This window comes from Sanguibacter antarcticus, assembly GCF_002564005.1.
GTDB lineage: Bacteria > Actinomycetota > Actinomycetes > Actinomycetales > Cellulomonadaceae > Sanguibacter > Sanguibacter antarcticus.
In genome coordinates this window covers 1153822-1177593 of the sequence record NZ_PDJG01000001.1, presented here as the reverse complement: position 1 = coordinate 1177593, position 23772 = coordinate 1153822, and the positions used below count along the sequence as shown (strand labels likewise).

Here is a 23772-nt window from a genome sequence, read left to right as displayed (position 1 = left end):
GACGGCCAGCTCATCGGAATCCTACGCGGCGAGCACGGGGGTTGTTTTACTTACTGTCAGCACTGTAAGTTACCGCACACCAGCCCGCTCGATGACGAGGAGCCTTCGTGACACTGCAGTCTCGACCCCCAGAAGAGACCCTTCTCGGGGCGCCCGGCGTGGCCGTCCTCGTGGACAGCCTGAGCCTCGACGAGAAGGTCCGGCTCCTCACCGGAGCCACCGCCTGGCGGCTGTACGCGCTCGAGACGATCGGTCTGCGCTCCCTGACGATGTCCGACGGACCTGTGGGGGTGCGCGGTCTCGGAGAGGTCGCGGGGGAGACCTCGGTGCTCTTCCCCGCACCGAGCGCGATCAGCGCGACCTGGGACCGCGACCTGGCGTTCGAGACCGGGCAGGCCTTCGGCCGCGAGGCACGCGACCACGGGGTCGACGTGGTCCTCGCCCCGCAGGTGAACATCCAGCGCACGCCCGTCGGTGGCCGGCACTTCGAGTGCTACTCCGAGGACCCGCTCCTCACGGCAGAGATCGGCACGGCCGTGATCCGCGGGATCCAGGACCAGGGCGTGGCCGCGTGCGTCAAGCACTTCGTCGCGAACGACTCCGAGACCGACCGCACCACGTACGTCGCCCGGCTCGACGCGCGCACCCTGCGCGAGGTCTACCTCGCCCCGTTCGAGCACGCAGTCGCCGCGGGGGCCTGGACCGCCATGGCCGCCTACAACCAGGTGGACGACGGCGTCGAGTCGTCACCGATGACCGGTCACCACCACCTGCTCGTCGACGTCCTCAAGGACGAGCTGGGCTTCGACGGTGTGGTCGTCTCTGACTGGGTCGCGGCCCACGACACGGTCGGCGGCGCCGTCGGCGGGCTCGACGTCGTCATGCCGGGCCCGGGCGGCCCCTGGGAGGAACAGCTTCTGCAGGCTGTCCGCGAGGGCGCCGTCCCGGAGTCGACCATCGACGACAAGGTCGCTCGCATCCTCCTCCTCGCACGCCGCGTCGGTGCCCTCGACGAGCCAGCGCTGCCCGTCACGCACACGGGCGACCTCGCGGCCCTCGTCCGCTCGACAGCGGCCCGCGCCACCGTCGTCCTGCGACGAGACGAGGTCGCACCGGTCTGGGACAGGCCCGCACCCGCCTCCATCGCCCTCGTCGGACCCAACGCCGTCCGTCCGCACGTGCTCGGCGGCGGAAGCTCGACCGTCCACCCCGAGCACGTCGTCACCCCCGCCGAAGGGCTCGCAGCACGGTTCCCCGACGCGCGGCTCACCGTCGCCCGAGGCGGCGACCCTCGCCGCCTCGCGGCCCGGCTCGACCTCGCGGCACGGACCACCGGGACGACGCTGCTCACCGCCACCCACCTCGACGTGGACGGCGCGGTCCTGCGCACCGTCGACCTCGACACCTGGGACGGATGGGTCACCGACCTGCCCGACGACGTCGAGCACGTGACCCTGACCCTCGAGATCGTCCTCGACGAGCCCGGGGACCATCACCTCGAGGTCGGCACCGTCGGTGGGCACCGCACCGAGATCGACGGCCGCGTCGTCTCCGAAGACAGCGCCGCTGCCGGGGTCGAGGTCATCCTCGACTCCTCCATCAACAACCCGTCGGGCGTCACGGCGCTCGTCCACGTCGACGAGCCCCGACGCGTCTCGATCGTCTCCACCCACCGCGTGACGCGGGCCGACGGCTACGGCAACGTGGTCCGTGCCGAGGTGCGCCACCGGCCACCCGGACCGAGCGCGCAGGACGAGATCCGCGAGGCCGTCGACGCCGCCCGCGCCGCCGAGCTCACCGTGATCGTCGTCGGCACCAACGAGGAGGTCGAGTCCGAAGGCTGGGACCGCGCCGACCTGTCGCTGCCCGGCCGGCAGGACGAGCTCGTCGAGCGCGTGCTCGACGCCGACCCGGACGCGGTCGTCGTCGTCAACGCCGGAGCCCCCGTGCTCCTGCCGTGGCTCGACCGCGCGCGGACCGTCCTGTGGGTCTGGTTCCCCGGGCAAGAAGCCGGGCACTCCATCGCCGACGTCGTCGCCGGCGTGGTCGAGGCCAGCGGCCGCCTGCCGTGGACCCTCCCCGCCGACGCCGCAGACGTCCCCGTCCCGCACGCCGTCCCGGTCGACGGGGTCGTCGCCTACGACGACGGCGTCCACGTCGGCTACCGCGGCTGGGAGCGGGCCGGACGGACACCAGCAGCGCCCTTCGGCCACGGGCTCGGGTGGACCACCTGGTCCTACGACGCCATCGACACGCCCCGGCAGAGCTCCGACGGCGACCTCCTCGTCACCGTGGCCGTCACCAACACCGGCACCCGTCCGGGACGCGAGACCGTCCAGGTCTACGTCGAGGCACCCGACGGCAGCCCGGACGAGCGCCCCGTGCGCTGGCTGGGCGGCTTCACGCTCGCCGACGTCGCCCCCGGAGCCACGGCGCACGTCCCCGTGACCGTCCGACGTCGCCAGCTCGAGACGTGGGACACGACCTCCGACGGATGGGTCCTGCCCGGCGGCGAGTACCGCCTCCGTGCCGGGCGCTCCGTCGGCGACCTCCGCCTGGACACTACGGTCCGGGTGGGCAACGCCTCTCCCTCCAGAGAAGCACCTGCGGACACGGGGCGTCGATGACGACGCCCCGCGCACGACCGCACGACCGCACGACCGTCGCCGCAACCAGCGGAGACGCCCCCAGCCAAGGAGACATCCCATGAGGCTCAAGACCTCAGCTGCTGCGATCGGGATCGCAGCAGCGCTGCTGCTGACCAGCTGCTCGTCCGGCGACGGCAGTGCTGCCGGCCCCGACGGCGACGGCGCGGCTCTGACGATCGCCAAGCCTGACGGCGCGATCGCGACCGAGTCCAACAACCCCTGGGTCGGGGACTCCTCCGGCCTCAAGCTCGGCTACATCAACGCGATCCTCGAACCTGTCGCGTTCGTCAACACGCTGGACCCCACCGCCGAGGTCCGCCCGTGGCTCGCGTCCGAGATCACGTGGTCCGACGACTACACGTCCGTCGCCCTGACCGCGAGAGACGGCGTCACCTGGAACGACGGCACAGAGTTCACCGCCGAAGACATCGAGTTCACCTACTCCCTCCTCAAGGACACGCCGGCGCTCGACACGGCCGCCCTCGGTATGACCGACGTGACCCGTGACGGTGACACGGTTACCGTCACGTTCGAGAGCTCGATGTACGTCAAGCAGGACAAGGTGCTCCACAAGTTCATCGTGCCCAAGCACGTCTGGGAGGGTGTCGCCGACCCGACGACCGAGACGAACCTCGAGCCCGTCGGCACCGGTCCTTACACGCTCTCGCAGTTCACGACGCAGAGCGTCGAGCTCACCGCCCGGGACGACTACTGGGGCGGCGACCTCGCCGTGCCGACCCTCTACTACGTCTCCTACAACGACAACACCGCCCTCACGACGGCGCTCGCCAGCGGCGACGCCGACTGGGCACAAGCCTTCATCCCCAACATCCAGTCGGCCTACCTCGACAAGGACCCCGAGCACAACGTCTACTGGGCGCCCGCAGGCCTGGGCATCGACACGATGTTCGTCAACACCGAGACCAAGCCCTTCGACGACCTCGCGTTCCGGACCGCCGTGAACATGGTCATCGACCGCGACAAGCACCGCACGATCGCCCGTGAGGGCGGTGTCCCTGCTCTCACGTCGGTCACCGGCCTGCCGACCCCCGTCGGCGACAGCTACATCTCCGAGGCATACGACGGCGTGTCCTACACGGTCGACGTCGACGGGGCTCGCGAGGTCCTCGCCGACGCCGGCTACACGTGGGACGGCGACACGCTCGTCGACCCGGACGGGACGCCCGTGACCTTCGAGCTGACCGTCCCGCAAGGCTGGAACGACTACGTCACCGGGATCAGCCTCATCGCCGACTCCGTCAAGACGCTCGGCGTCGAGGCGACCGTCAGCACACCCGACTCTGACTCGTGGTGGGACGCCAAGGGCAACGGCGACTTCCAGGCCATCCTGCACTGGACCGACACCGGGGCCACGCCGTACGACCTCTACAGCGACGTCATGGACGGTCGCTGGCTCAAGCCCCTCGGCGAGGCCGCAGACTTCAACTTCGGCCGTTTCGACAACGCCGAAGCCACAGCGGCCCTCGACACCTACGCCACCGCCACGGACGACGCCGCACGGACAGCCGCGCTCGAGACCGTCCAGCGGATCTTCGTCGAGCAGGTCCCCACGATGCCGATCGGCACCCGCCCCTCCATCGGGGAGTACAACACCCGCAGCTACGTCGGCTGGCCCAGCGACGAGGACCCCTATGCGAGCCCCGACCCTACAGTCCCGAGCGCGGTGCTCGTCCTGACCGAGCTCGAACCAGCCGAGTAGTCCTCCACCCGGAGAACCTCGCACCACGCTGCCGTCCCACCGCAGCGAGCACCACCAGGGTGCGCCGGGCCCACCGGCCCGGCGCACCCGCGCTCGACGTCACCGGCGACGACGAGCCCGACCGACCCTGGGAGCACGAGTGACCCACGAACCTCTGCTGACCGTCAGCGACTTCAGCGTGGTCTACGACGTCGAACCACCCGTCGAGGCTGTCCGCAACGTCTCCCTCACCGTGCGCCGCGGGGAGATCCTCGGCCTCGCAGGAGAGTCCGGCTGCGGCAAGACCACCCTCGCGTACGGTGTGCAACGACTTCTCCAACCACCAGCCGTCATCACCTCCGGCTCGGCCGTCTTCCACGACGAGTCCGGTACGGACGTCGACCTCAACACCCTCGACGCCCACCAGATGCGCGCCTTCCGCTGGGCCAAGGCCTCCATGGTGTTCCAGGGCGCCATGAACGCCCTCAATCCCGTCCTCAACGTGGGACGCCAGCTCGCCGACGTGTTCTCCACCCACCGCCCCCAGATGACCCGCAAGCAGCGGACGGAGGAGTGCGCCGGGCTGCTCGACCTCGTCGGTGTCGGGCGCGACCGCCTGCGCTCCTACCCGCACGAGCTCTCCGGCGGGATGCGTCAGCGCGTCATGATCGCGATGGCGCTCGCGCTCAAGCCTCAGCTCATGATCATGGACGAGCCCACCACAGCCCTCGACGTCCTCGTCCAGCGCGAGATCCTCGAGCAGATCTCGGACCTGCGCTCGCAGCTCGGCTTCTCGGTCGTGTTCATCACGCACGACCTCCCGCTCCTGCTCGAGATCTCCGACCGCATCGCCGTCATGCGCGAGGGCCGGATTGTCGAGCTCGACACCGCCGAGAACATCTACCACCGCCCTCAGCACGAGTACACGCGCCGGCTCCTCGGGTCCTTCCCGAGCCTCACCGGAGCCCGCGGCGGGTTCGTCCGGGGCTCCGACGGGACCTCCGAGCAAGGAACCGGCACTACCGGCGGCACCGGTGCCGTCACTGCAGGAGAGGCCGCCCGATGACCACGCTCGAGCTCAAGAACGTCACCAAGCGGTACCGCATCCGGGGTGCAGGCGACCTCCTCGCTCTCGACGACGTGAGCTTCACGCTGACGTCCGGTCGCACGCTCGCCCTCGTCGGGCAGAGCGGGAGCGGAAAGTCGACGATCGCCAAGATCCTCACCCAGCTCGAGCGCGCGACGTCTGGGGAGATCCTTCTCGACGGGGCGCCCGTGCCGCGGCGGGGACGCGCGCTGCGCCGCTACCGCCAGCAGGTGCGCATGGTCTTCCAAGACCCGTTCGCGTCCCTGAACCCGTACCACACGGTCCGCCACCACATCGAGCGGCCGCTGCTCCTCGACCACGTGGTGCCGCGCGCAGAGGTCGACGCGGAGGTTGCCCGCCTCCTCGAACGGGTGCGGCTCGAGCCCGGGAGCACGATCGACCGTCGTCCCCACGAGCTGTCCGGCGGACAGCGCCAGCGCGTCGCGATCGCTCGCGCGCTCGCGTCCCGCCCGAGCCTGCTCATCGCCGACGAGCCCGTCTCGATGCTCGACGTCTCCATCCGGCTCGGTGTGCTCAACCTGCTCGCCGACCTCCAGAGGGAGTCCAACCTCGGCGTCCTCTACATCACGCACGACCTCGCGACGGCGCGTCACTTCAGCGACGAGATCATGGTGCTCAACCACGGGGTCGTCGTCGAGCGCGGCCCGTCCGACGACGTCATCCTCAACCCGCAGCACCCCTACACACGAGCGCTGCGTGACGCCTCACCCGACCCGGAGAAGCACTTCTCCGGGTCGGGCACCGTGACCGAGACGAAGGGCTGAGACCGTGCGATTCTTCCTGCGCCGCGCCGCGTTCTACCTGTTCACCGCATGGGCCGCCATCACGATCAACTTCTTCCTCCCACGGATGATGAAGGGCGACCCCGTCTCTGCCTACCTCCAGAAGAACCAGGGCACGATCAGCCCAGAGGCGATCGAGTCCCTGCGCACCCTCTTCGGCGTCGACACGGACGCCTCGCTCCTGCGCCAGTACATCGACTACTGGGGCCTGATGTTCGCCGGCGACCTCGGGCGGTCGTTCTCGAAGGGCCTGGCTCCCGTCGCCGACGTCATCGCGGTCGCGCTGCCGTGGACGATCGGCCTCGTCGGCATCGCGACGATCATCGGCTTCTTCGTCGGGACGTCGCTCGGCACCATCATCGGGTGGCGCCGGGGGAGCAGGGCGGACGCGCTCGTCCCGATCGCGACGTTCTTCTCCACCGTCCCGTACTTCTGGATGGGCCTCATCGCGATCGCCCTCCTGTCGTCCACGCTCGGCTGGTTCCCTGCCTCGCACGCCTACAGCAAGGGCGCCCGTCCCGGCCTCACGCTCGAGTTCGTCGCCGACGTCATCGAGCACGGAGCGCTCCCTGCGCTGACGATCGTCCTCGCGTCGCTCGGCGGCTGGATCCTCGGCATGCGCAACATGATGATCACCGTCCTCGACGAGGACTACGTCACCGTCGCCCAGGCGAAGGGGCTCAGCCCACGGCGCGTCATGGTGAGCTATGCCGCCCGCAACGCCGTGCTCCCGCAGCTCTCGAGCTTCGCCCTGTCGCTCGGCTTCATCGTCGGCGGGACGCTCGTCATGGAGCTCGTCTTCTCCTACCCGGGGCTCGGCAAGCTGCTCCTCGACGCGACCACCGCGAAGGACTACCCGCTCATCCAGGGACTCTTCCTCGTCATCACGTTGGCGGTGCTCGCCGCGAACATCCTCGCGGACGTCGCCTACGCCGCACTCGACCCGCGCACCCGCCAGACGGAGGCATGAGCCATGACGCACACGACCACGACCGCCACAGGTGAGACCGGCCTCCCCGCAGAGGCCCCTCGCGCGCCCCGAGCCTCAGGTGGCCGCCGCGCCGGCGCCCGCTGGGCTCAGTCCTTCGCGATGTTCCGCAACCGCAAGTCGATCACCGGCCTGTGCATCCTCGGGTTCTTCGCCCTGCTCGCGATCTTCGGGGACGTCATCGCCCCCTACGGTCCGCTCGACAAAGACTTCGAGGCGCTCAAGCAGGCACCCTCGTGGCACCATCTGCTCGGGACCACGCACATGGGAGAAGACGTCCTCAGCCAGATCATCTACGGGACGCGTGGCGTCCTCGTCGTCGGCTTCCTCTCCGCGATCATCGCGACCATCATCGCCGTCGCGGTGGGGGTCACCGCCGGCTACGTCGCAGGGTGGCGCGGCGAGTCGCTCTCCGCGCTGACGAACGTCTTCCTCGTGCTTCCCGCCCTCCCGCTCATGATCATCGTCGCCTCGCAGTACGAGAACCCGAGCCTCGTGCTCATCTCCGCGGTCCTCGCGCTCACCGGATGGGCATGGGGAGGCCGCGTGCTGCGCGCCCAGACGATGTCGCTGCGCAACCGAGACTTCGTGCAGGCCGCACGCGCGAACGGTGAGCCGCTCTACCGCATCATCACGGTCGAGATGCTGCCGAACCTCACGGCGATCATCGCGTCGAGCTTTGTCGGCACGGTCACCGCCGCTGTCCTCGGGCTCACGACGCTCGCGTTCATCGGGGTCATCCCGATCACGAACCTCAACTGGGGCACCATCCTCTTCTGGGCTCAGCAGAACGGCGCGTTCCCTGACTTCTGGTGGTGGTACGTGCCCGCAGGCCTGTGCATCGCACTCCTCGGCATGGCGCTCTCGCTCATCAACTTCGGCATCGACGAGTACGTCAACCCGCGCCTGCGCTCTGCGGGGGAGAGAGCCCGTGCCCTGCGCAAGAAGGGGCTCACGTCCGGGAGCGGCGTCACCGCTGTCGCGATCCACCAGCCAGACCCGGCACCGACCGACGCAGCACCGACCGACGCCGCATCCCCGCCAGAGCCTGGACCTGACGCACCACGCTGACTAGGCTCGGTGGACTCATGAGGTTCACAGCACCACGGGGGGCAGCACAGTGACGAGGTCAGATTCCACCGCACCGCTCGACCGACGCCGCACCTCGCGACGGAGGTCGAACCGGATCGTCGCAGCCGCCAGCGCCGTGGTCGCAGTCGCTGGAGCGATGACGTTCGTCCCCTCGTTCGGTGACCTAGGGCCGGCCGCCGGGATCTGGGGCGCCGTCGTCATGGCTGCCGCGATGGTCGTCGTCGCCGTCTTCACTGCACGCTCCGTGCTGGCTCCTTCCGCCGGCACGGGCGCTCGCGGTGGGTCCTGACCGGTGGCGGTCCACGGTCTAGGGAGAGAGCCGCACCCACCGGCCCACGACCAGTCGGTGACGCGCCGGGCGATCATCTTCCACGGCACCGGTGCGAACCCGGACGTGTGCTGGTACCGGTGGCTGGGGGACAGGCTGGCCGCGCGCGGCTTCGCCGTCGAGATCCCGCACTACCCGGGCCTCAACGTCGAGCCGGCCGAGACGTTCGTGCCGCACGTGCTCGGCCGGCACCGTTTCGACGAGAGCACCGTGCTCGTCGGGCACTCGGGAGGCGCTGCGCTGCTGCTGAGCCTCCTCGAGCACCTCGACGTGAGGGTGGCGCAGGCCATCCTCGTCGCTGGGTACTGCACCCCGCCGAACGACGCGGACGAGCCCGTGCTGCAGAGCAGCTACGACTGGGCGGCGATCTCGGCGCACGTCGCTGACCTGTACCTCGTCAACTCCGTCACGGACCCCTACGGGTGCGACGCGGAGCAGGGCCGTGCGATGTTCGACCACCTCGGCGGCACCCAGATCGTTCGCGACGAGGGCCACTTCGGCGATGTCGACCAGCCGTTCCCGACCTTCCCGCTCATCGATCGTCTCGTCGCAGACCTCCCGTGACCTGCTGGAACCATCGAAGATCATCTATGCCCATGCTCATGACGCATGGATCGACGTCGATGCCGTCGTCGGACGCACGCCAGGGGCGCCGTCACCACGCGTGGTCCCTGCCCTCGACGTGCAGGGCCGCCACGGATCGCGGGTCGCACGACGCCACGTAGTGGTCTTCTGCGGCGACCCAGCGGGCGATCTGCTCGCCGCTGTTCTCTCCGCGCGCGAGCTGGCGCTGCAGGCGCGTCTTCTCAGGCGTCTCGACCCATACCGTGACGTCGAGGAGGTCGACGAGCTGGGGACGGAGCGTGTAGATGCCCTCGACGATGACGACGCCGGGCATGGGCTGCTCGGTCCAGGAGCCCATCGTCGCGTGCTCCCAGTCGTATCGTTGGTAGCGCAGCACGGCGGCGCCGCGCCGGACGGGCTCGAACACCTCGCGACGCAGGCGCTGCCAGTCGAAGTACTGCTCGACGCCCTCGGCCGGGCCGAGAGCCGCGCGTGCGTCCTCGTCCATGTCTCGGTAGAAGTCGTCGCCCTCGACGACGCACGCGCTGGCGAGCGCGCCGGCGACGGCATGCGCGAACGTGGACTTGCCCGCGCCACCCTGCCCGTCGATCCCGACGAGCACGGGCCGCCGCTCGACGGCAGAGACGAGGGTGCGCAGGGTCTCGACGGGGTCGTGTGCAGCCGGTGTGACGTCCATCGATCGATCCTGCCTCAGTGCGCTCGTCCGTGAGGGTCAGAGCGCACGGTCGGTGATTCCCGTGAGCTCGAGAACGTTGTCGAGAGCCATGGTCGCGAGCGGTGAGACGAGGAAGGTCACGAGCGCGAGGTTGACGACCACGGTCCGCCAGAACGCCGACCTGAAGCTCTGCTTGACGGTCTTGTGACGCAGGACCTGCTGCGCGACGATCGCACCCGGCCAGCCGCACACGAGCCCGAGGTCGAGCAGCGTGCGCTCGGGCACGCGGCGCCGCTCCAGACGGGCGGCGCGCTTGTCCGCCGCATAGGCGATGAAGCACACGATGCTCATGACGCCGTAGAGGGCGAGCAGCCACCACGGGACGACGCCGAGGGCCAGAGCGGCCGTCGCGCCGACCACGAACGCCACGACAGGGACCCAGTGCCGGAAGCGGCGCCGGGGTGGCCGAGCACCGGACGATCGCGGGGTGGGTCGAGCAGGTCGGGGCGCGGGGGAGCGCGGCGCAGGGTGGGAGCGGGACACAGAGAGAGCATAGCGACGTCGAGCCTTAACGATAATGAGAACGGTTCTGATTATCTGGTAGGTTGAGAAACGCGATCCAGCACCGTCCTCCCCCTTGAAAGGAGCGGTGGCGTCGACCCCAGAATCACGCCGCCCGACCCCTATGACATCCGTGAACACCTCCTCACGTCGCTCCCGCCTCACCAGCGGGTCAGCGATCGCTGCCGGCCTCGTCCTCCCGCTCGCGATCCTCGCGGGCTGCTCGACGAGCGACTCCGCAGACGGCGCGACAGCGACCGCTGAGAGCACAGAGCCCGAGGTGACGACGACCGAGGCGGCTACCGTGACCCCGCGCCTCGCACTCACCTACGACGGCGGCATCCAGGTCCTCGACGCCACCACCCTCGAGCTCGTCGCCGACATCGAGCTCGACGGCTTCAACCGGCTCAACCCCACCGGCGACGGCCATCACGTCCTCGTCTCCACCACCGGCGGCTTCCAGGTCCTCGACGTCGGGACGTGGGCTGAGCCGCACGGCGAGCACGCGCACTACTACACGTCAGACCCGATCCTCACGGACGTGGTCTTTGCTGCTGAGAAGCCCGGCCACGCTGTCGTCCACGAAGGACGAACAGCGCTCTTCGACGATGCGACAGGCAACGTCACGGTCCTCGACTCGAGCGAGATCGCCGAGCCTGACGCCGCCGAGCTCCGGGAGTACACGACCCCCACGGCGCACCACGGTGTCGCTGTCGAGCTCGACGATGGGACCCTCGTGGTCTCCGAGGGCACGGAAGACGCCCGGACCGGTATCCGCGTCCTCGACGCGGACGACGACGAGATTGCCGCCTCTGACCAGTGCCCCGGCGTGCACGGTGAAGCGGTCGCGGCTGACGACGCCGTCGTCATCGGCTGCGAGGACGGTGCAGTCGTCTACTCAGGTGGCGCGATCACCAAGGTCCAGAGCCCCGACTCCTACGGCCGGATCGGCAACCAGGCTGGCAGCGAGGCGTCGGCCGTCGTCCTCGGTGACTACAAGTCGGACCCTGACGCCGAGCTCGAGCGACCGACCCGCATCTCGCTCATCGACACCCGCACCTCGACCGTGCAGCTCGTCGACCTCCCGTCGAGCTACAGCTTCCGGTCCCTCGGACGCGGAGACGACGGCGAGGCGCTCGTCCTCGGCACCGACGGCCAGCTGCACGTGATCGACCCCGAGACCGGCGTCATCGAACGGTCCATCCCTGTCGTCTCCGCCTGGGAAGAGCCGGACGAGTGGCAGTCACCGCGCCCGACCCTCATCGTCCTCGACGGTTCTGCTTACATCACCGACCCCAGCACGAACACGATCTCCGCGGTGGACATCCTCACCGGTGAGGTCTGGGTCACGGCTGAGCTCACCGTCACCCCCAACGAGCTCACGAGCGCGTCCGGAGCCGTCGAAGCAGGTGCCCACGCTGAAGACGAGCACGCTGAAGACGAGCACGAGCACGACGAGGACGAGGACGAGCACGACGACCACACGGAGGCGCCAGCCACCTCCTGACATCGCCCACCGCCCCCAACCACTCTGTTTCCGTAGTGATCGGCAGGACCCCATGCACTTCCCCTCGACATCGAGGACAGCACAGACACTCTCTGTCGTCTGCGCTCTGACCCTCGCCACCACCCTCAGCAGCTGCTCGTCCGATCCTGATCCTGCGACGGCCGACGACTCCACCGTCAACGTCCTCGCGTCCTTCTACCCGCTGCAGTTCGTCTCCGAACGCGTCGGGGGACCGGACGTCACGGTCACGAACCTCACGCCGCCGGCCGCCGAGCCGCACGACATCGAGCTCTCGCCGAGCGCTGTCCGCAGCGTCGGCGAGGCAGACCTCGTCGTCTACCTCTCGACCTTCCAGCCGGCGACCGACGACGCCATCGCTGCGCAGTCACCTCCCCATGTCATCGATGCGATGGACGCCGCCGGACTCACCGGTGACGACGACAGCCTGGACCCGCACTTCTGGCTCGACCCGACGCGTCTGGCCGCTGTCGCCCACGAGGTCGCCGACACGCTCGGCGAGATGGACCCGGAGCACGCCGCCGACTTCGAGAGCAGGGCCGACGCGCTGGACGTCGAGCTCACCGCGCTCGACGCCGAGTACATCGAGACGCTCGAGCCCTGCGCAGGTGCCACGCTCGTCACCTCCCACGAAGCCTTCGGGTACCTGGCCGACCGCTACGGCCTCGTCCAGGTCGGGATCTCGGGGATCGACCCCGACGCCGAGCCGTCGCCCGCACGGTTGCGCGAGGTCCGGGAGATCGTCGAGCGCGACGACGTCTCGACCCTCTACTTCGAGGTGCTCGTCAGCCCCAAGGTCACCCAGACCCTCGCTGACGACCTCGGGGTCCAGACCGACGTGCTCGACCCGCTCGAGAGCATCAGCGACGACCAGGACGACTACCTCACCGTGATGGAGAGGAACCTCGTCGCCCTGAAGGACGGGCTCACCTGCAGCTGACCACCAGGACGTCGCGTGAGCCCTGCTCGCGCGACGTCCGTCCGGGGCACAATGCTCGGGTGGACCCTGACCCGATCGACGCGATGCTCGCGTCGCCCCCCGACCTCCCCGTGCGCACGGGCCTCGCCGATCTCGTCGAGGCGCTCGCGGCACGGGGAGTCGCGGTCGTCCAAGCACCACCCGGATCAGGCAAGACGACCCTCGTCCCGCCCGCGCTCGCCCAGGCGCTCCCGGGGCGCGTGATCGTCACGCAACCCCGACGCATCGCCGCCCGCGCAGCTGCCCGGCGCCTGGCGGACCTGCTCGGCGAACCGCTCGGGCGCACGGTCGGCTGCACCGTCCGCGGAGAGTCGACGACGAGCGACGCCACCCGCGTCGAGTTCGTCACCACCGGCATCCTTCTGCGTCGCCTGCAACGCGATCCCGAGCTGCCCGGAGTCAGCGCAGTCGTCCTCGACGAGTGCCACGAGCGCCAGCTCGACGCCGACCTCGCGCTCGCCCTGCTCGTCGACGTCCGAGAGAACCTCCGTCCCGACCTCGCTGTCGTCGCGATGTCAGCAACCATCGAGGCCGCACGCACCGCCGCGCTCCTCGGGGGTGCGCAGAGCGCACCACGCATCCACGTCGACGGCACCCTCTTCCCGGTCCAGGAGATCTGGTGCCCGCCCACCCTCCGGACGCCACGGTTCGACGAGCGCGGCGTCACCCCCGGATTCCTCGACCACGTCGCCGCCACCGTCCGCCGGGCGCTCGACGACCAGACCGGTGACGTCCTCGTCTTCCTCCCCGGTGCCGGCGAGGTGAACGGGACGGTCCGCAGGCTCTCCGGCATCGGACCGGACGTCGACGTGCGACCGCTCCACGGACGGCTCCCCACCCGGGAGCAGGACCGTGCCCTCGCTCCAGGACGACGCCGACGCGTCATCGTGTCCACCGCCGTCGCCGAGTCCTCGCTCACCGTCCCCGGGGTGCGCGTCGTCGTCGACGCAGGACTGTCCCGAGAGCCTCGCGCAGACCACCGACGCGGTCTCGCCGGCCTCGTCACCGTCCGGGTGAGCCGCGCCGCCGCACACCAGCGAGCAGGACGCGCCGGGCGCGAAGGACCCGGCGCCGTCTACCGCTGCTGGTCCCAGGACGAGCACGCCACCCTGAGCAGCCACCCCACCCCGGAGATCCTCACTGCAGACCTCACCGATCTCGCCCTCGAGCTCGCGTGCTGGGGGAGCCCCGACGGCAGCGGCCTCGCACTCATGGACCCACCCCCGGCAGCAGCCATGGCGGTCGCCCGCACCACGCTCCTCGCCCTCGGCGCGATCCACCCCGACGGGCAGGCCACACCCCGTGGCCGCCTCGTCGCACGCGTCGGCGTCGACCCCCGCCTCGCCCGAGCTCTCCTCGACGGTGCCGAGGCCGTCGGGGCGCATCGGGCAGCAGAGATTGTCGCCATGCTCTCTGACGACGCCCGCTCGAGCGGCGACCTCGTCGCCGACCTCCGTCGTCTGCGGCACGACAAGCACGCGTCGCACACCTGGCGCTCGCAGGTGACGCGCCTGGAGCGTGCCGTGCCGCGCCGCGCGACGACTGCCCGACAGCTCACCGACGACCTCGCGACAGGGCTCGTCGTCGCGCTCGCCCACCCGGATCGCGTCGCCCGTCGGCGCCCTGGTGGGCAGACCTATCTCCTCGTCTCCGGCACAGGGGCGGAGCTGCCGCCCGGCTCGCCGCTGAGCGGATACGACTGGCTCGCCGTGGCCGACGCAGACCGGCCACCGGGACGTCGCGACGCACTCATCCGGTCGGCAGCACCGCTCGACGAGGACCTCGCCCTCGAGGCTGCCGGGTCGGCGCTCTGCGAGGCCGACGACGTGCGGTGGACGGACGGTCGTGTGGTCGCACGCCGCACGACGCGCCTCGGCGCGATCGAGCTGGCCTCCGAACGCGTCCAGCACCCGGCGGCGGAGCAGGTCGTCGCGGCGGTCCGGGAGGGCCTGCGGCAGGACGGGCTCGACGCCCTGCCGTGGCGCGAGCCGGCGCGGGCCCTGCGGCGACGGCTCGCCTTCGTCCGTGCTGCGCTCGGTGCCCCCTGGCCGGACGTGTCCGACGAGGCTCTCCTGGCGTCCCTCGACGAGTGGCTCGCACCCGACCTCGCTCGTGTCCGCTCGGTCGGTGATCTCGGCCGGATCGATCTCGTCTCGGCGCTGCGCCGCCTGCTCCCGTGGCCCGAGGCAGGTCGCCTCGGTGAGGTCGCTCCTGAGCGGGTGACGCTGCCCGGTGGTGCGCGTCCCGTCGTCGACTACGCCGCCGCCGACCGTCCCGTCGTCGCTGTCACCGTGCAGGAGGCCTTCGGGTGGCGCAGGACGCCGTCGCTCGCGGACGGTCGGGTGCCGGTCGTGCTCCATCTGCTCTCGCCTGCTCGTCGCCCGGTGGCGGTCACAGCCGACCTCGAGTCGTTCTGGGCGACCGGCTATCCGCAGGTCCGTGCCGAGCTGCGGCGGCGGTATCCCAAGCACGCCTGGCCCGAGACCCCGCACGGTTGACACCCTCCAGATCTCACCCGCACGTGAGCGTCTTTCTGACGTGCAGCGACGCACCGTCTGGGCCCCAGGTCCTAGACGGGTCTCAGAGATCTCGGAGACGGTAGTGACATGAACGTCATGTGCTCGTGCGTACCTTCTGTTTCGACCGACACGATCGACCCGATCGAGATCGACGAGGAGCTGACGCACCCGTTCTGGGACTGAACCTGAGGCCCGTCCTCGAGCCGTGCCACCACGGCCAGCTGTATTGACAGGGCTCTATATAGCGGGCAAGGATGCCTGCATGACCACACACCGGCCGCACGTCCTGTTCGTCTGCGTCAAGAACGGTGGAAAGTCCCAGATGGCCGCAGGCCTCCTGCGCGCCCTCGCGGGCGACTCCGTCGACGTCTCGTCCGCGGGCACACGCCCAGGACCAGCGCTCAACGCTCAGTCTGTCGACGCGCTCCTCGAGGTCGGCATCGACATCCGCGACGAGCGTCCGCGCGCTCTGGACGACGAGCTCGTCGCCGCCGCCGACCTCGTCGTCGTGCTCGGCCGCGAGGCAGAGGTCACCAGCGTCGGAGGCACGCCCGTCGAGACCTGGGAGACCGACGAGCCCTCGGAGCGCGGCATCGAGGGCATGGACCGGATGCGTCTCGTCCGCGACGACATCGCCGTCCGGGTCCAGCGCCTCCTGGCCCGCCTGGGGTCCGACGACGACGATTCCGGGCCGGGCGCCTGAGCCGTGCGCACCCTCCTCCGTGTCCTCGGCGCGGCCCGTGAGCTCTGGCCGTACTACGCCGGGATCGTCCTCGCTTCCGTAGGCGTCGCCGTGACCGGTCTCGTCACGCCGTTCGTCGTCAGCGCCGCCACCGGGTACGTCGTCGCAGCGAACGACGGCGGGGAGTCCGGCGTCGCGCGCGTCGTCTGGTTCGCCGTCGCGCTGCTCGCTGCCGAGCTCGCGAACACGCTCTTGTCGAACCTCGGCGGCTACCTCGGTGACACCATGGCGGCACGGCTGCGCGCGACCCTGTCGACGCGGTACTTCGCGCACCTCCTGCGGCTGCCTCAGCGCTACTTCGACAACGAGCTCACAGGAACGGTGATCAACCGGCTCACCCGATCGATCTCCGAGACGACGGCCTTTCTCAACATGTTCGCGAACATGTTCTTCCCGATGCTCCTCACGGTGGTGGCCATCCTCGGGATCATGGCTTACCACTCCTGGCCGCTCGCGCTCCTGCTCGCCATCATCTACCCGGTCTTCACCTGGCTGACGACCATCACGAGCGTGCGCTGGCAGGCGCTCGAGTCGACGAAGAACACCGAGCTCGACATCGCCGGAGGGCGCTTCGCCGAGGTCATCGGCCAGGTCCGCGTGGTCAAGAGCTTTGTCCAGGAGCGCCGCGAGCTCGCGAGCTTCGAGGAGCGCTACGGACGGACCGTGCGCACCACCCAGGTGCAGTCCCGGTACTGGCACGTCATGGACACCTCGCGACGCGCCGCGCTCAACGTCATCTTCTTCGTCGTCTTCGCCCTGATCTTCGTCGGAACGCTGCGCGGCACCTTCACGATCGCGGTCATGGTGCTCCTCGTGCAGCTCGTGACCATGGCGCGCCAGCCGGTCCTCTCGATGAGCTACCTCGTCGACTCGGGGCAGCGCGCGATCGCGGGCAGCCGTGACTACTTCTCTGTCATGGCCGAGATCCCCGAGCGTGACGAGCTGCCGGACCTCTCGGGGCCCCAGCGCGCTCCGCAGCACGCCGCGGGGGTCGACCTCGACGGCGTGACGTTCTCTTATGAGGGCACCGAGGACGTCCTCAAGGACGTGACGTTCTCCATCGCACCAGGGGAGCGGATCGCGGTCGTCGGCGAGAGCGGCGGTGGCAAGACCACCCTCGTGAGCCTGCTGCTGCGGCTCTACGGCCCGGACTCCGGGACGATCCGGGTGGGCGGGACCGACATCTCGAGCACCTCGCTCGAGGCCCTGCGCGCAGACATCGGTGTCGTGTTCCAGGACCCAGCGCTCTTCTCCGGCACGATCCGCGAGAACATCGCGTACGCGAACCCTGGTGCATCGGACGGCGAGGTCGAGGCTGCTGCCCGCTCGGCGAACGCGCACACGTTCGTCACGCGCTTCCCCGACGGCTACGACACACAGATCGGTGAGCGCGGCATCAAGCTCTCGGGTGGTCAGAAGCAGCGGATCGCCGTCGCTCGCGCGATCCTCAAAGGGGCTCCTGTCCTGGTGCTCGACGAGGCGACGAGCTCGCTCGACTCGAAGTCCGAGCGTCTCGTCCAGGAGGGGCTAGAGCGCCTCATGGCCGACCGGACGACGATCATCATCGCCCACCGCCTCTCGACGATCTCCTCGGTCGACCGCATCGTCACGCTCAAGAACGGGAGGGTCGACGAGATCGGCCCGCCGGACGAGCTGGCGCGTACCGGCGGGATCTATGCCGAGCTGCTCGCGCTCCAGGCGTCGTCGACGTCCCGGGACCGTGCGCGGTTGAAGATGTTCGACATCCGCGCCTGAGCGGCTCCCACGGCAGCTGTGACGGGGCGGCACGCGCGTGCCGCCCAGACGCAGAAGGCCCGGTCCGCTGGAGCGGACCGGGCCTTCTGTGGTGCAGCGTTGCTGTCGGGCGGCGTCAGCCGTGCGTCATCAGGAGATGCGGATGAAGGTGGGGTTGGACTGCCAGATGTCGCGGAACTGGATCGTCTTGCCCGGGCGGGGCGCGTCGATCTGGGTGTTGCCGCCGGCGTAGATCGCGATGTGGCCGGGGGAGTAGATGAGGTCGCCGGGCTGAGCGTCGGCACGGGAGACGACTGTTCCTGCAGCGGCCTGGGCAGCGGCGGTGCGGGGCAGCGAGATGCCGACCTGAGCGAAGACGTAGGACGTGAACCCGGAGCAGTCGAAGCCTGAGGGTGTGCTGCCCCCGTAGACGTACGGGACGCCGACGTAGCGGCTGGCTGCATCGATGATCGCGCTGCCGTTCGCCGATGCAGGGATCGCGGCGGTGAGTGCCACTGGGGTCTCAGCGACCTCGGCGGTCGTCTCGGCCACGGCCGTGGTCGTGTCGGCGACTGCGGTGCGCTCAGCGGATCGCGTGGTCGTTGCTTCGACGCGGACGGGCTCGGGCTCGGGCTCCGGCTCCGGCTCGGGTTCCGGGGCCGGCGTGACCGTGATGGACGTCTGCTCGATGGTCCAGGAAGCGTCGGCTGCGACGGTCACTGCTGGTGCAGTGACGAGTGCTGCGTTCGCCTGAGCGGTCAGGGTGTCGACGTCGAAGGTGCTGAGCGCTGCGTCTGTCGTGACAGGAGCGGCTGCGGCGGGCGACGCGCCCATGAGCGAGACGAGGAGCCCGGACGACGCGGCGACGATGGCGGTGCGACGCCCGAGGGCGGCGGCGTTGCCCGTCGCGCCGGTGGACAGCGAGGCGAGCGGGGTGATGCTGCGGCGCGCTGCGCGGTGGCGCGCTCCCGAGGTACGAACGGTCATATTCTCTCCAAAGACGCCTGCGAGGTTAGCTGTCGGGTTCGGGTAGGAGAAGAACACCCGGCCGTCGGACCGTGATCCGCGCGGCTTCACCCCAAGGACGCTGCGAGCAGCGCCCACTTCTGGGTCCCCCGTCCCTGCCATGGTCTCTAGATCGCCTCGAGCAGTGGCAGGGCTAGACGTTCTGCTCGAGCGCTCCGTGGGCGGTTGCCGTGTGGAGCAACTCGAAGGTACATGACATACCGGTGGAATGTCACGGGGAGATCACGGCCAGTGTTGCCGGCGGGGCTTCGGGCCGCCGTGACGGGTCTCGGGCGGGCATGTGCAGCCGCGGCCCACGCGCAGGTCACGGGGCGATCTTCTCGAGCCTGGTGGGTGCCGGTCGAGTCTCGGTGCGGGGTCGGCGCGGCGAATAGTGACGGAGGTCATAGACATTTCTGCCAGTTCGGGCGGCAGGGAGTGCTCTGGCGGCGCAGGGTGAAGGCGCGGCGAGGTCTGTCTGGCGACGGTGTCGCCGGCGTCGCGGCGTGAGCGGTCAGCCTGTTATGTGACGTGCGTCACTGTTAGCGTGGGGTGTTCGGGCGGTGGTCGGAATCTCCGACGTCTGCATCCTGCGCGACCATGGCACAAAGGCGGGCCTGCGATGACCTCACGACTCAATCCCTACCTCGGCTTTCGTGACACGGCGCGAGAAGCCATGGAGTTCTACCGAGCGGTCTTCGGAGGGGAGCTCACGGTGAGCACGTTCGCCGACCTCGGTCAGGCCGACGACCCTGTCGAGGGCGCGAAGGTCATGCATGCCCAGCTCGAGGCGCCCGACGGCTTCGTCCTCATGGCGGCCGACACCCCGAGCGCGATGGATCGCACACCCGGCGGGAATGTCGCGATCTCCCTCAGCGGTGACGATGTCGCAGGGCTGACGGGCTGGTGGGAGAAGCTCTCCGTCGGCGGTGTCGTCGCGCACCCCCTCGGGCCGTCCCCGTGGGGGGACCTGTTCGGGATGTGCCGCGACAGGTTCGGCGTGTCCTGGATGGTCTACATCACGGGCGCGGCCGGCTGACTGGACCAGGGCATCAGCGCACGGCGAACTGGCGGGCTCTCATCTGGGACTGCAAGACGTAACGGCGGAGCATCGTCGCCGTCGCGTCGTCGGTCTCGAACACGACGACCACCTCGGGCTGGACCCCGCGCGCTGCAGGGAAGACCCTCAGGACGGTCCCGGTGATGCTCGTGCTCGTCTCGTCGAGCGCGAGCGTCATGGTGACGACGTCCTCAGGAACGAGGTCGAGGGCCTCGAAGCGTGCCCGGACACCACGCTCGCTGAGGTCGACCACGAACCCGGTCGTGAGCTCGGCCGGCTCGCGGAGCGGCTCCGCGCCTTCCTCGGGCTCCGGGTCGACGCGCTTCAGGGTGACCTGCTCGCCACCGGCGCCTCGGACGTACTGCCGGTCTTGGGTGAGGCGCAGCCTGCCCTCGACCTCGAGGATCCACTGCAGCCCGCCGTCTCCGCGCCGCTCGATGAACACCGTGTCGACGTGGTGGCGGCCGCGCGGGCTGTGCCAGCGCACCACGACTGTCGACCCAGGGCCGGGCAGGTCGATCACGAGGAGGTCGTGGGGAGCGAAGACCCGCATGACGTGGCCGTCCGACTGGTCGACCCATGTGGTGTAGGACCGCTCCTCCGACGTCGACACCTCGATCTGCTCGCCGGCGACGGGGAGGGTCGCGCGCGTCATCGCGGTGCCTGGGTGATGGCCGACATTCTCATGAGCCACCTATCGGCCGTCGAACGTCAGACGTGAGGAGCTGCGGCGCGGTCGCCGAGGCGATCCTCCGAGTGAGTGTCGTACGCAAGAAAAGTGTGCCAAGCGGCCGCTGTGCCCCTGTCTGCTGCAGCGGCCCGGTACGCAGAGGGGGAGCCAAGAACCAGCAAGGACGCCCCCCCGGACCGACGATCGTCAGGTCCGTCCCAGGCCGGGTGCGCATCGGTGGTCAGGGCATACTTGGTCGACGACCGTCATGCGGACGGTGCCACCACGATCCGTGACCGAAACGGGGTCCAGAACCTGATGTCCTCTTCAGCCGACACGCAGAACCCGAGCAGGCCCATGGTCGTCGTCATGGGTGTCTCGGGCTCGGGAAAGTCGACCATCGGCGCGCTCGTCGCCAACGCCCTCGGAGTTCCGTTCGTCGATGCGGACGGTCTCCACCCGATCGCCAACATCGAGAAGATGGCTGCCGGGACGCCGCTCACGGACGAGGACCGGTGGCCCTGGCTCGCTGTCGTCGGCCAGGTGCTCGCCGACGCCAGCGGAGGTGTCGTCGTCGCGTGCTCGGCGCTGCGCCGTGTCTACCGCGACGCGATCGTCGCGGAGGCCCCTGGAACCGTGTTCGTGCACCTCGACGGGACCAAGGCGGTGCTCACCGCGAGGCTCGAGGGGCGCAGCGACCACTTCATGCCGCCGGAGCTGCTCGACTCACAGCTGAGCACCCTCGAGGCGCTGGACCCCGACGAACGGGGGATCGTGATCGACATCGATGCAGACGTCCCGTCGATCATCGCCGACGCCATCACGAGGGTCCCGCCCCTCACGACCACCCGGAGCGCCACATGAAGCTGCACCTCGTCCGTCACGGCCGGACCGCCTCCAACGTCACCGGCGCGATCGACACGAGCGTGCCCGGCCCTCCGCTCGACGACGTCGGCGCGCAGCAGGCCGTCGCGTTGGCCCGCGCGCTGGGCGACGTGCCGTTCGACCGGGTCGTCGCCTCGTCACAGCTGCGCGCGCAGATGACGGCGGCGGCGCTCGCTCAGGAACGGGGGATCGAGCTCGACGTCCGAGACGGGCTGCGCGAGGTCTCTGCCGGAGCTCTCGAGATGCGCGCGGACGAGGAGGCTGTCGGTCAGTATCTCGGCCTCTTGGCGGCCTGGGGCCGCGGAGACGCGGACCACGTGCTCCCCGGCGGGGAGACCCAGGCGACCACCCTCGATCGCTTCGACGCCGTGGTCGAGGAGCTCGTCGGTGCCGGGTCCCGGCACGCAGCGATCGTCAGCCACGGCGCGATCATCCGGGTGTGGTGCGCTGCGCGCGTGAGCAACCTCGATGTGGGGTTCATCATGAAGCAGAACCTGACGAACACCGGCATCGTCACCGTCGAGCGCGATGCCCACGGGAGATGGGTGGCTGACCGGTGGGAGTCGGCCGTCGTTCCCGCACCTGTGGCGGAGGGCGACCTCACCGGCCAGCCCGTCGGCTGACGGACCCGGGCCGTCAGAGGCGAAGCGCTGAGCACGGTGCTCAGAGCACGGTCCCCGACCGCACGAGCGCCCGCGGTCGGGCGAGCCGGCGGGCGAGCCCTGGGACGCTCTCCGGCGGCAGGTCATCGACGGGCCACCAGGCGACGTCCGTGCTCTCGTGGCTCACCTCGAGGGAGTCGGACGGTTCTGCGACGACGACGAATGCGATGTCGATGTGCCACGTGCACGCACCGAAGCCGTCGCCGAGCCGGTGCCGGTCGATATCGATCGGCTTGGCCAGCGGTGTGGTGAAGCGATCCAGGCCGGTCTCTTCCCTCAACTCTCGCAGGGCGCCGGCGAGCGGGTCAGGGTCTGTCAGGTCGAGGTGGCCGCCGGGCTGGACCCAGAACCTGCCCTTGCGGTGATAGCAGAGCAGGGTCAGGTCGCCCGCGCGGTCGAGGACGAGCGCACTCGCTGTGAGGTGCTCCGGCAGGCTGCGCCCGAGCGCCGCCGTCCCGTGCTGTGCGAGGTACGCGCTCGCCTGCTCCTGCGCCGCTGCTGACGCGGGGTCGTGCGGTACGAAGGACTCGAGGCATGCTGCAGCCGCTCTGGCGGGGTCCGTGGATTGTCGATGCACCAGAGCACTCTCCCACGTCGACGGGACGTCAGTCGCGCCGCTGCGTCCGTCCTCCTCTACGCTGTCGGGATGCTCGCCCGCGCCACGACCCTCGCGCTGTCCTCCCACCCCGGGCCGACGCTCGCCGTGACGCTGCTCTCCGCAGTCCTCGGGGTCGCCGTGGGCATGACGCCGCTGCGCGTCTTCGCGCTCGCGCTCGCCATCGCCGCCGGTCAGCTGTCGATCGGCCTGTCGAACGACTGGATCGACGCCGACCGGGACACCGCCGTGGGACGCACGGACAAGCCTGTGGCCCAAGGGCTCGTCACCGTCGCCACGGTGCGCACCGCAGCGTTCGCCTCGCTCACGGTGTCCCTGCTGGTCTCGTTCGCTCTCGGCCTCGCAGCCGGGACCGCCCACCTCGTGTTCATCGCCTCCGCGTGGGCATACAACGCCGGCCTCAAGCGGACCGTCTTCTCCGTCGTCCCCTTCGTCGTGAGCTTTGGTCTGCTGCCCACCATCGTCACCCTCGCACTGCCTGACCCCGCGACAGCGGCTCCCTGGGCCATCGCCGTCGGCGCCGTCTTCGGGGTCTCCATCCACTTCACGAACGTCTTGCCCGACCTCGTCGACGACGCCCGCACCGGCATCGCGGGCCTGCCGCACCGGCTCGGACGCGTCACGGCCGGCGTCGTCGCGTTCGTCGCGCTCGCGGTGGCTGCGGTCCTCGTGGTCGTCGGAGCGCGTCTCGACACGGCCGGAGGTCCGTCCGCGGTCGTCGCGGTCGTGGGTCTCGTCGCGTCGTTGAGCATCGCCGGATGGGGCACCGTCCTCGTCGTGACTCGACCGCCGAGCCGTCTGCTGTTCCGGCTCGTCGTGGTCGCGTCCTTGCTCATCGCCGTCCAGCTCGGTCTGGGAGGCACCCGCCTCGTCGCCTGAGGCCACCGGGCGCTGGTGTCCTCAGAGCATGCGTCCGGGCGTCGTGGGAG

Annotated in this window: 22 protein-coding genes and 1 riboswitch; of the genes, 17 read left to right on the top strand and 5 right to left on the bottom strand. The window is 69.9% G+C overall.

Annotated features, from left to right (window positions below; genetic code table 11):
- Window positions 1-107: 107 nt before the first annotated feature.
- The 8 genes from ATL42_RS05310 to ATL42_RS05275 all read left to right on the top strand — a co-directional run bounded on the left by ATL42_RS05310 (window position 108) and on the right by ATL42_RS05275 (window position 9209).
- On the top strand, window positions 108-2627 hold the full coding sequence (locus ATL42_RS05310) for a beta-glucosidase family protein (RefSeq protein ID WP_245862168.1): 2520 nt from the start codon (window positions 108-110) through the stop codon (window positions 2625-2627).
- A 79-nt stretch (window positions 2628-2706) separates the two neighbouring features.
- A complete protein-coding gene (locus tag ATL42_RS05305) occupies window positions 2707-4368 on the top strand; it encodes an ABC transporter substrate-binding protein (protein ID WP_098454452.1) in 1662 nt (553 codons plus the stop codon).
- Between the two features lie 139 nt (window positions 4369-4507).
- Complete coding sequence (locus tag ATL42_RS05300) at window positions 4508-5413, top strand: ABC transporter ATP-binding protein (protein WP_098454451.1); 906 nt, start codon at window positions 4508-4510, stop codon at window positions 5411-5413.
- The gene (locus ATL42_RS05295) at window positions 5410-6219 is read left to right on the top strand and encodes an ABC transporter ATP-binding protein (RefSeq protein WP_098454450.1); all 810 of its coding nucleotides are present in this window, start codon (window positions 5410-5412) and stop codon (window positions 6217-6219) included. Before ATL42_RS05300 ends, ATL42_RS05295 begins: the two co-directional genes overlap by 4 nt.
- A gap of 4 nt (window positions 6220-6223) precedes the next feature.
- Complete coding sequence (locus tag ATL42_RS05290) at window positions 6224-7207, top strand: ABC transporter permease (protein WP_245862165.1); 984 nt, start codon at window positions 6224-6226, stop codon at window positions 7205-7207.
- Window positions 7208-7210: 3 nt separating this feature from the next.
- Window positions 7211-8296: an ABC transporter permease gene (locus ATL42_RS05285; protein WP_098454449.1), complete on the top strand. Its 1086-nt coding sequence runs from the start codon at window positions 7211-7213 to the stop codon at window positions 8294-8296.
- Window positions 8297-8345: 49 nt separating this feature from the next.
- Entirely contained in the window at window positions 8346-8606 is a 261-nt protein-coding gene (locus tag ATL42_RS05280; protein ID WP_098454448.1) for a hypothetical protein, read from the top strand.
- 57 nt (window positions 8607-8663) lie between these two features.
- A complete protein-coding gene (locus ATL42_RS05275; RefSeq protein ID WP_098454447.1) occupies window positions 8664-9209 on the top strand; it encodes an alpha/beta hydrolase in 546 nt (181 codons plus the stop codon).
- A gap of 91 nt (window positions 9210-9300) precedes the next feature.
- Here ATL42_RS05275 and ATL42_RS05270 read toward each other — a convergent pair whose 3' ends face one another.
- Both ATL42_RS05270 and ATL42_RS16665 read right to left on the bottom strand, forming a co-directional pair.
- Window positions 9301-9906, bottom strand: coding sequence for a uridine kinase family protein (locus ATL42_RS05270; protein WP_098454446.1), 606 nt, complete (start codon window positions 9904-9906; stop codon window positions 9301-9303).
- A 36-nt stretch (window positions 9907-9942) separates the two neighbouring features.
- Window positions 9943-10428, bottom strand: coding sequence for a DUF1294 domain-containing protein (locus ATL42_RS16665; RefSeq protein WP_245862161.1), 486 nt, complete (start codon window positions 10426-10428; stop codon window positions 9943-9945).
- 142 nt (window positions 10429-10570) lie between these two features.
- Here ATL42_RS16665 and aztD point away from each other — a divergent pair, with 142 nt between their 5' ends.
- From aztD to ATL42_RS05240, 5 genes are all read left to right on the top strand, one after another.
- The gene (gene aztD / locus ATL42_RS05260; RefSeq protein ID WP_245862159.1) at window positions 10571-11953 is read left to right on the top strand and encodes a zinc metallochaperone AztD; all 1383 of its coding nucleotides are present in this window, start codon (window positions 10571-10573) and stop codon (window positions 11951-11953) included.
- A gap of 52 nt (window positions 11954-12005) precedes the next feature.
- Window positions 12006-12911, top strand: coding sequence for a metal ABC transporter substrate-binding protein (locus ATL42_RS05255; RefSeq protein WP_098454445.1), 906 nt, complete (start codon window positions 12006-12008; stop codon window positions 12909-12911).
- Between the two features lie 59 nt (window positions 12912-12970).
- Complete coding sequence (gene hrpB, locus ATL42_RS05250) at window positions 12971-15448, top strand: ATP-dependent helicase HrpB (RefSeq protein WP_245862156.1); 2478 nt, start codon at window positions 12971-12973, stop codon at window positions 15446-15448.
- Between the two features lie 283 nt (window positions 15449-15731).
- Entirely contained in the window at window positions 15732-16172 is a 441-nt protein-coding gene (locus tag ATL42_RS05245; RefSeq protein ID WP_098454444.1) for an arsenate-mycothiol transferase ArsC, read from the top strand.
- A 3-nt stretch (window positions 16173-16175) separates the two neighbouring features.
- A complete protein-coding gene (locus ATL42_RS05240) occupies window positions 16176-17966 on the top strand; it encodes an ABC transporter ATP-binding protein (RefSeq protein ID WP_098454443.1) in 1791 nt (596 codons plus the stop codon).
- A 129-nt stretch (window positions 17967-18095) separates the two neighbouring features.
- Here ATL42_RS05240 and ATL42_RS05235 read toward each other — a convergent pair whose 3' ends face one another.
- Complete coding sequence (locus ATL42_RS05235; RefSeq protein ID WP_098454442.1) at window positions 18096-18932, bottom strand: C40 family peptidase; 837 nt, start codon at window positions 18930-18932, stop codon at window positions 18096-18098.
- A riboswitch (cyclic di-AMP (ydaO/yuaA leader) is annotated at window positions 18931-19105 on the bottom strand. It overlaps the preceding gene by 2 nt.
- Before the next feature lie 467 nt (window positions 19106-19572).
- Between ATL42_RS05235 and ATL42_RS05230 the strand changes: the two genes are divergently transcribed.
- On the top strand, window positions 19573-19989 hold the full coding sequence (locus ATL42_RS05230) for a VOC family protein (RefSeq protein WP_098454441.1): 417 nt from the start codon (window positions 19573-19575) through the stop codon (window positions 19987-19989).
- 13 nt (window positions 19990-20002) lie between these two features.
- Here ATL42_RS05230 and ATL42_RS05225 read toward each other — a convergent pair whose 3' ends face one another.
- On the bottom strand, window positions 20003-20665 hold the full coding sequence (locus ATL42_RS05225) for a PilZ domain-containing protein (protein WP_098454440.1): 663 nt from the start codon (window positions 20663-20665) through the stop codon (window positions 20003-20005).
- 333 nt (window positions 20666-20998) lie between these two features.
- Between ATL42_RS05225 and ATL42_RS05220 the strand changes: the two genes are divergently transcribed.
- Together ATL42_RS05220 and ATL42_RS05215 are read left to right on the top strand one after the other, a co-directional pair.
- Entirely contained in the window at window positions 20999-21544 is a 546-nt protein-coding gene (locus ATL42_RS05220) for a gluconokinase (protein ID WP_098456356.1), read from the top strand.
- Window positions 21541-22188, top strand: coding sequence for a histidine phosphatase family protein (locus ATL42_RS05215; RefSeq protein WP_098454439.1), 648 nt, complete (start codon window positions 21541-21543; stop codon window positions 22186-22188). The genes ATL42_RS05220 and ATL42_RS05215 overlap by 4 nt, the downstream gene beginning before the upstream one ends.
- Before the next feature lie 40 nt (window positions 22189-22228).
- Here ATL42_RS05215 and ATL42_RS05210 read toward each other — a convergent pair whose 3' ends face one another.
- Window positions 22229-22804, bottom strand: a complete 576-nt coding sequence (locus ATL42_RS05210; protein ID WP_169925341.1) for an NUDIX hydrolase — start codon at window positions 22802-22804, stop codon at window positions 22229-22231.
- On the opposite strand from ATL42_RS05210, the gene ATL42_RS05205 reads away from it, so the two are divergent.
- Window positions 22799-23722: a UbiA family prenyltransferase gene (locus tag ATL42_RS05205; protein WP_342748109.1), complete on the top strand. Its 924-nt coding sequence runs from the start codon at window positions 22799-22801 to the stop codon at window positions 23720-23722. The genes ATL42_RS05210 and ATL42_RS05205 overlap by 6 nt on opposite strands.
- Window positions 23723-23772: the final 50 nt, after the last annotated feature.

What these genes read in the sequence shown, in the direction of transcription:
- ATL42_RS05305 (WP_098454452.1), top strand. Translation starts at nt 2,707, where the DNA reads ATGAGGCTCAAGACCTCAGCTGCTGCGATCGGGATCGCAGCAGCGCTG.
- ATL42_RS05295 (WP_098454450.1), top strand. Translation starts at nt 5,410, where the DNA reads ATGACCACGCTCGAGCTCAAGAACGTCACCAAGCGGTACCGCATCCGG.
- ATL42_RS05285 (WP_098454449.1), top strand. Translation starts at nt 7,211, where the DNA reads ATGACGCACACGACCACGACCGCCACAGGTGAGACCGGCCTCCCCGCA.
- ATL42_RS05270 (WP_098454446.1), bottom strand. Translation starts at nt 9,906, where the DNA reads ATGGACGTCACACCGGCTGCACACGACCCCGTCGAGACCCTGCGCACC.
- aztD (WP_245862159.1), top strand. Translation starts at nt 10,571, where the DNA reads ATGACATCCGTGAACACCTCCTCACGTCGCTCCCGCCTCACCAGCGGG.
- ATL42_RS05255 (WP_098454445.1), top strand. Translation starts at nt 12,006, where the DNA reads ATGCACTTCCCCTCGACATCGAGGACAGCACAGACACTCTCTGTCGTC.
- ATL42_RS05245 (WP_098454444.1), top strand. Translation starts at nt 15,732, where the DNA reads ATGACCACACACCGGCCGCACGTCCTGTTCGTCTGCGTCAAGAACGGT.
- ATL42_RS05235 (WP_098454442.1), bottom strand. Translation starts at nt 18,932, where the DNA reads ATGACCGTTCGTACCTCGGGAGCGCGCCACCGCGCAGCGCGCCGCAGC.
- ATL42_RS05230 (WP_098454441.1), top strand. Translation starts at nt 19,573, where the DNA reads ATGACCTCACGACTCAATCCCTACCTCGGCTTTCGTGACACGGCGCGA.
- ATL42_RS05225 (WP_098454440.1), bottom strand. Translation starts at nt 20,665, where the DNA reads ATGACGCGCGCGACCCTCCCCGTCGCCGGCGAGCAGATCGAGGTGTCG.
- ATL42_RS05220 (WP_098456356.1), top strand. Translation starts at nt 20,999, where the DNA reads ATGTCCTCTTCAGCCGACACGCAGAACCCGAGCAGGCCCATGGTCGTC.
- ATL42_RS05215 (WP_098454439.1), top strand. Translation starts at nt 21,541, where the DNA reads ATGAAGCTGCACCTCGTCCGTCACGGCCGGACCGCCTCCAACGTCACC.
- ATL42_RS05205 (WP_342748109.1), top strand. Translation starts at nt 22,799, where the DNA reads ATGCACCAGAGCACTCTCCCACGTCGACGGGACGTCAGTCGCGCCGCT.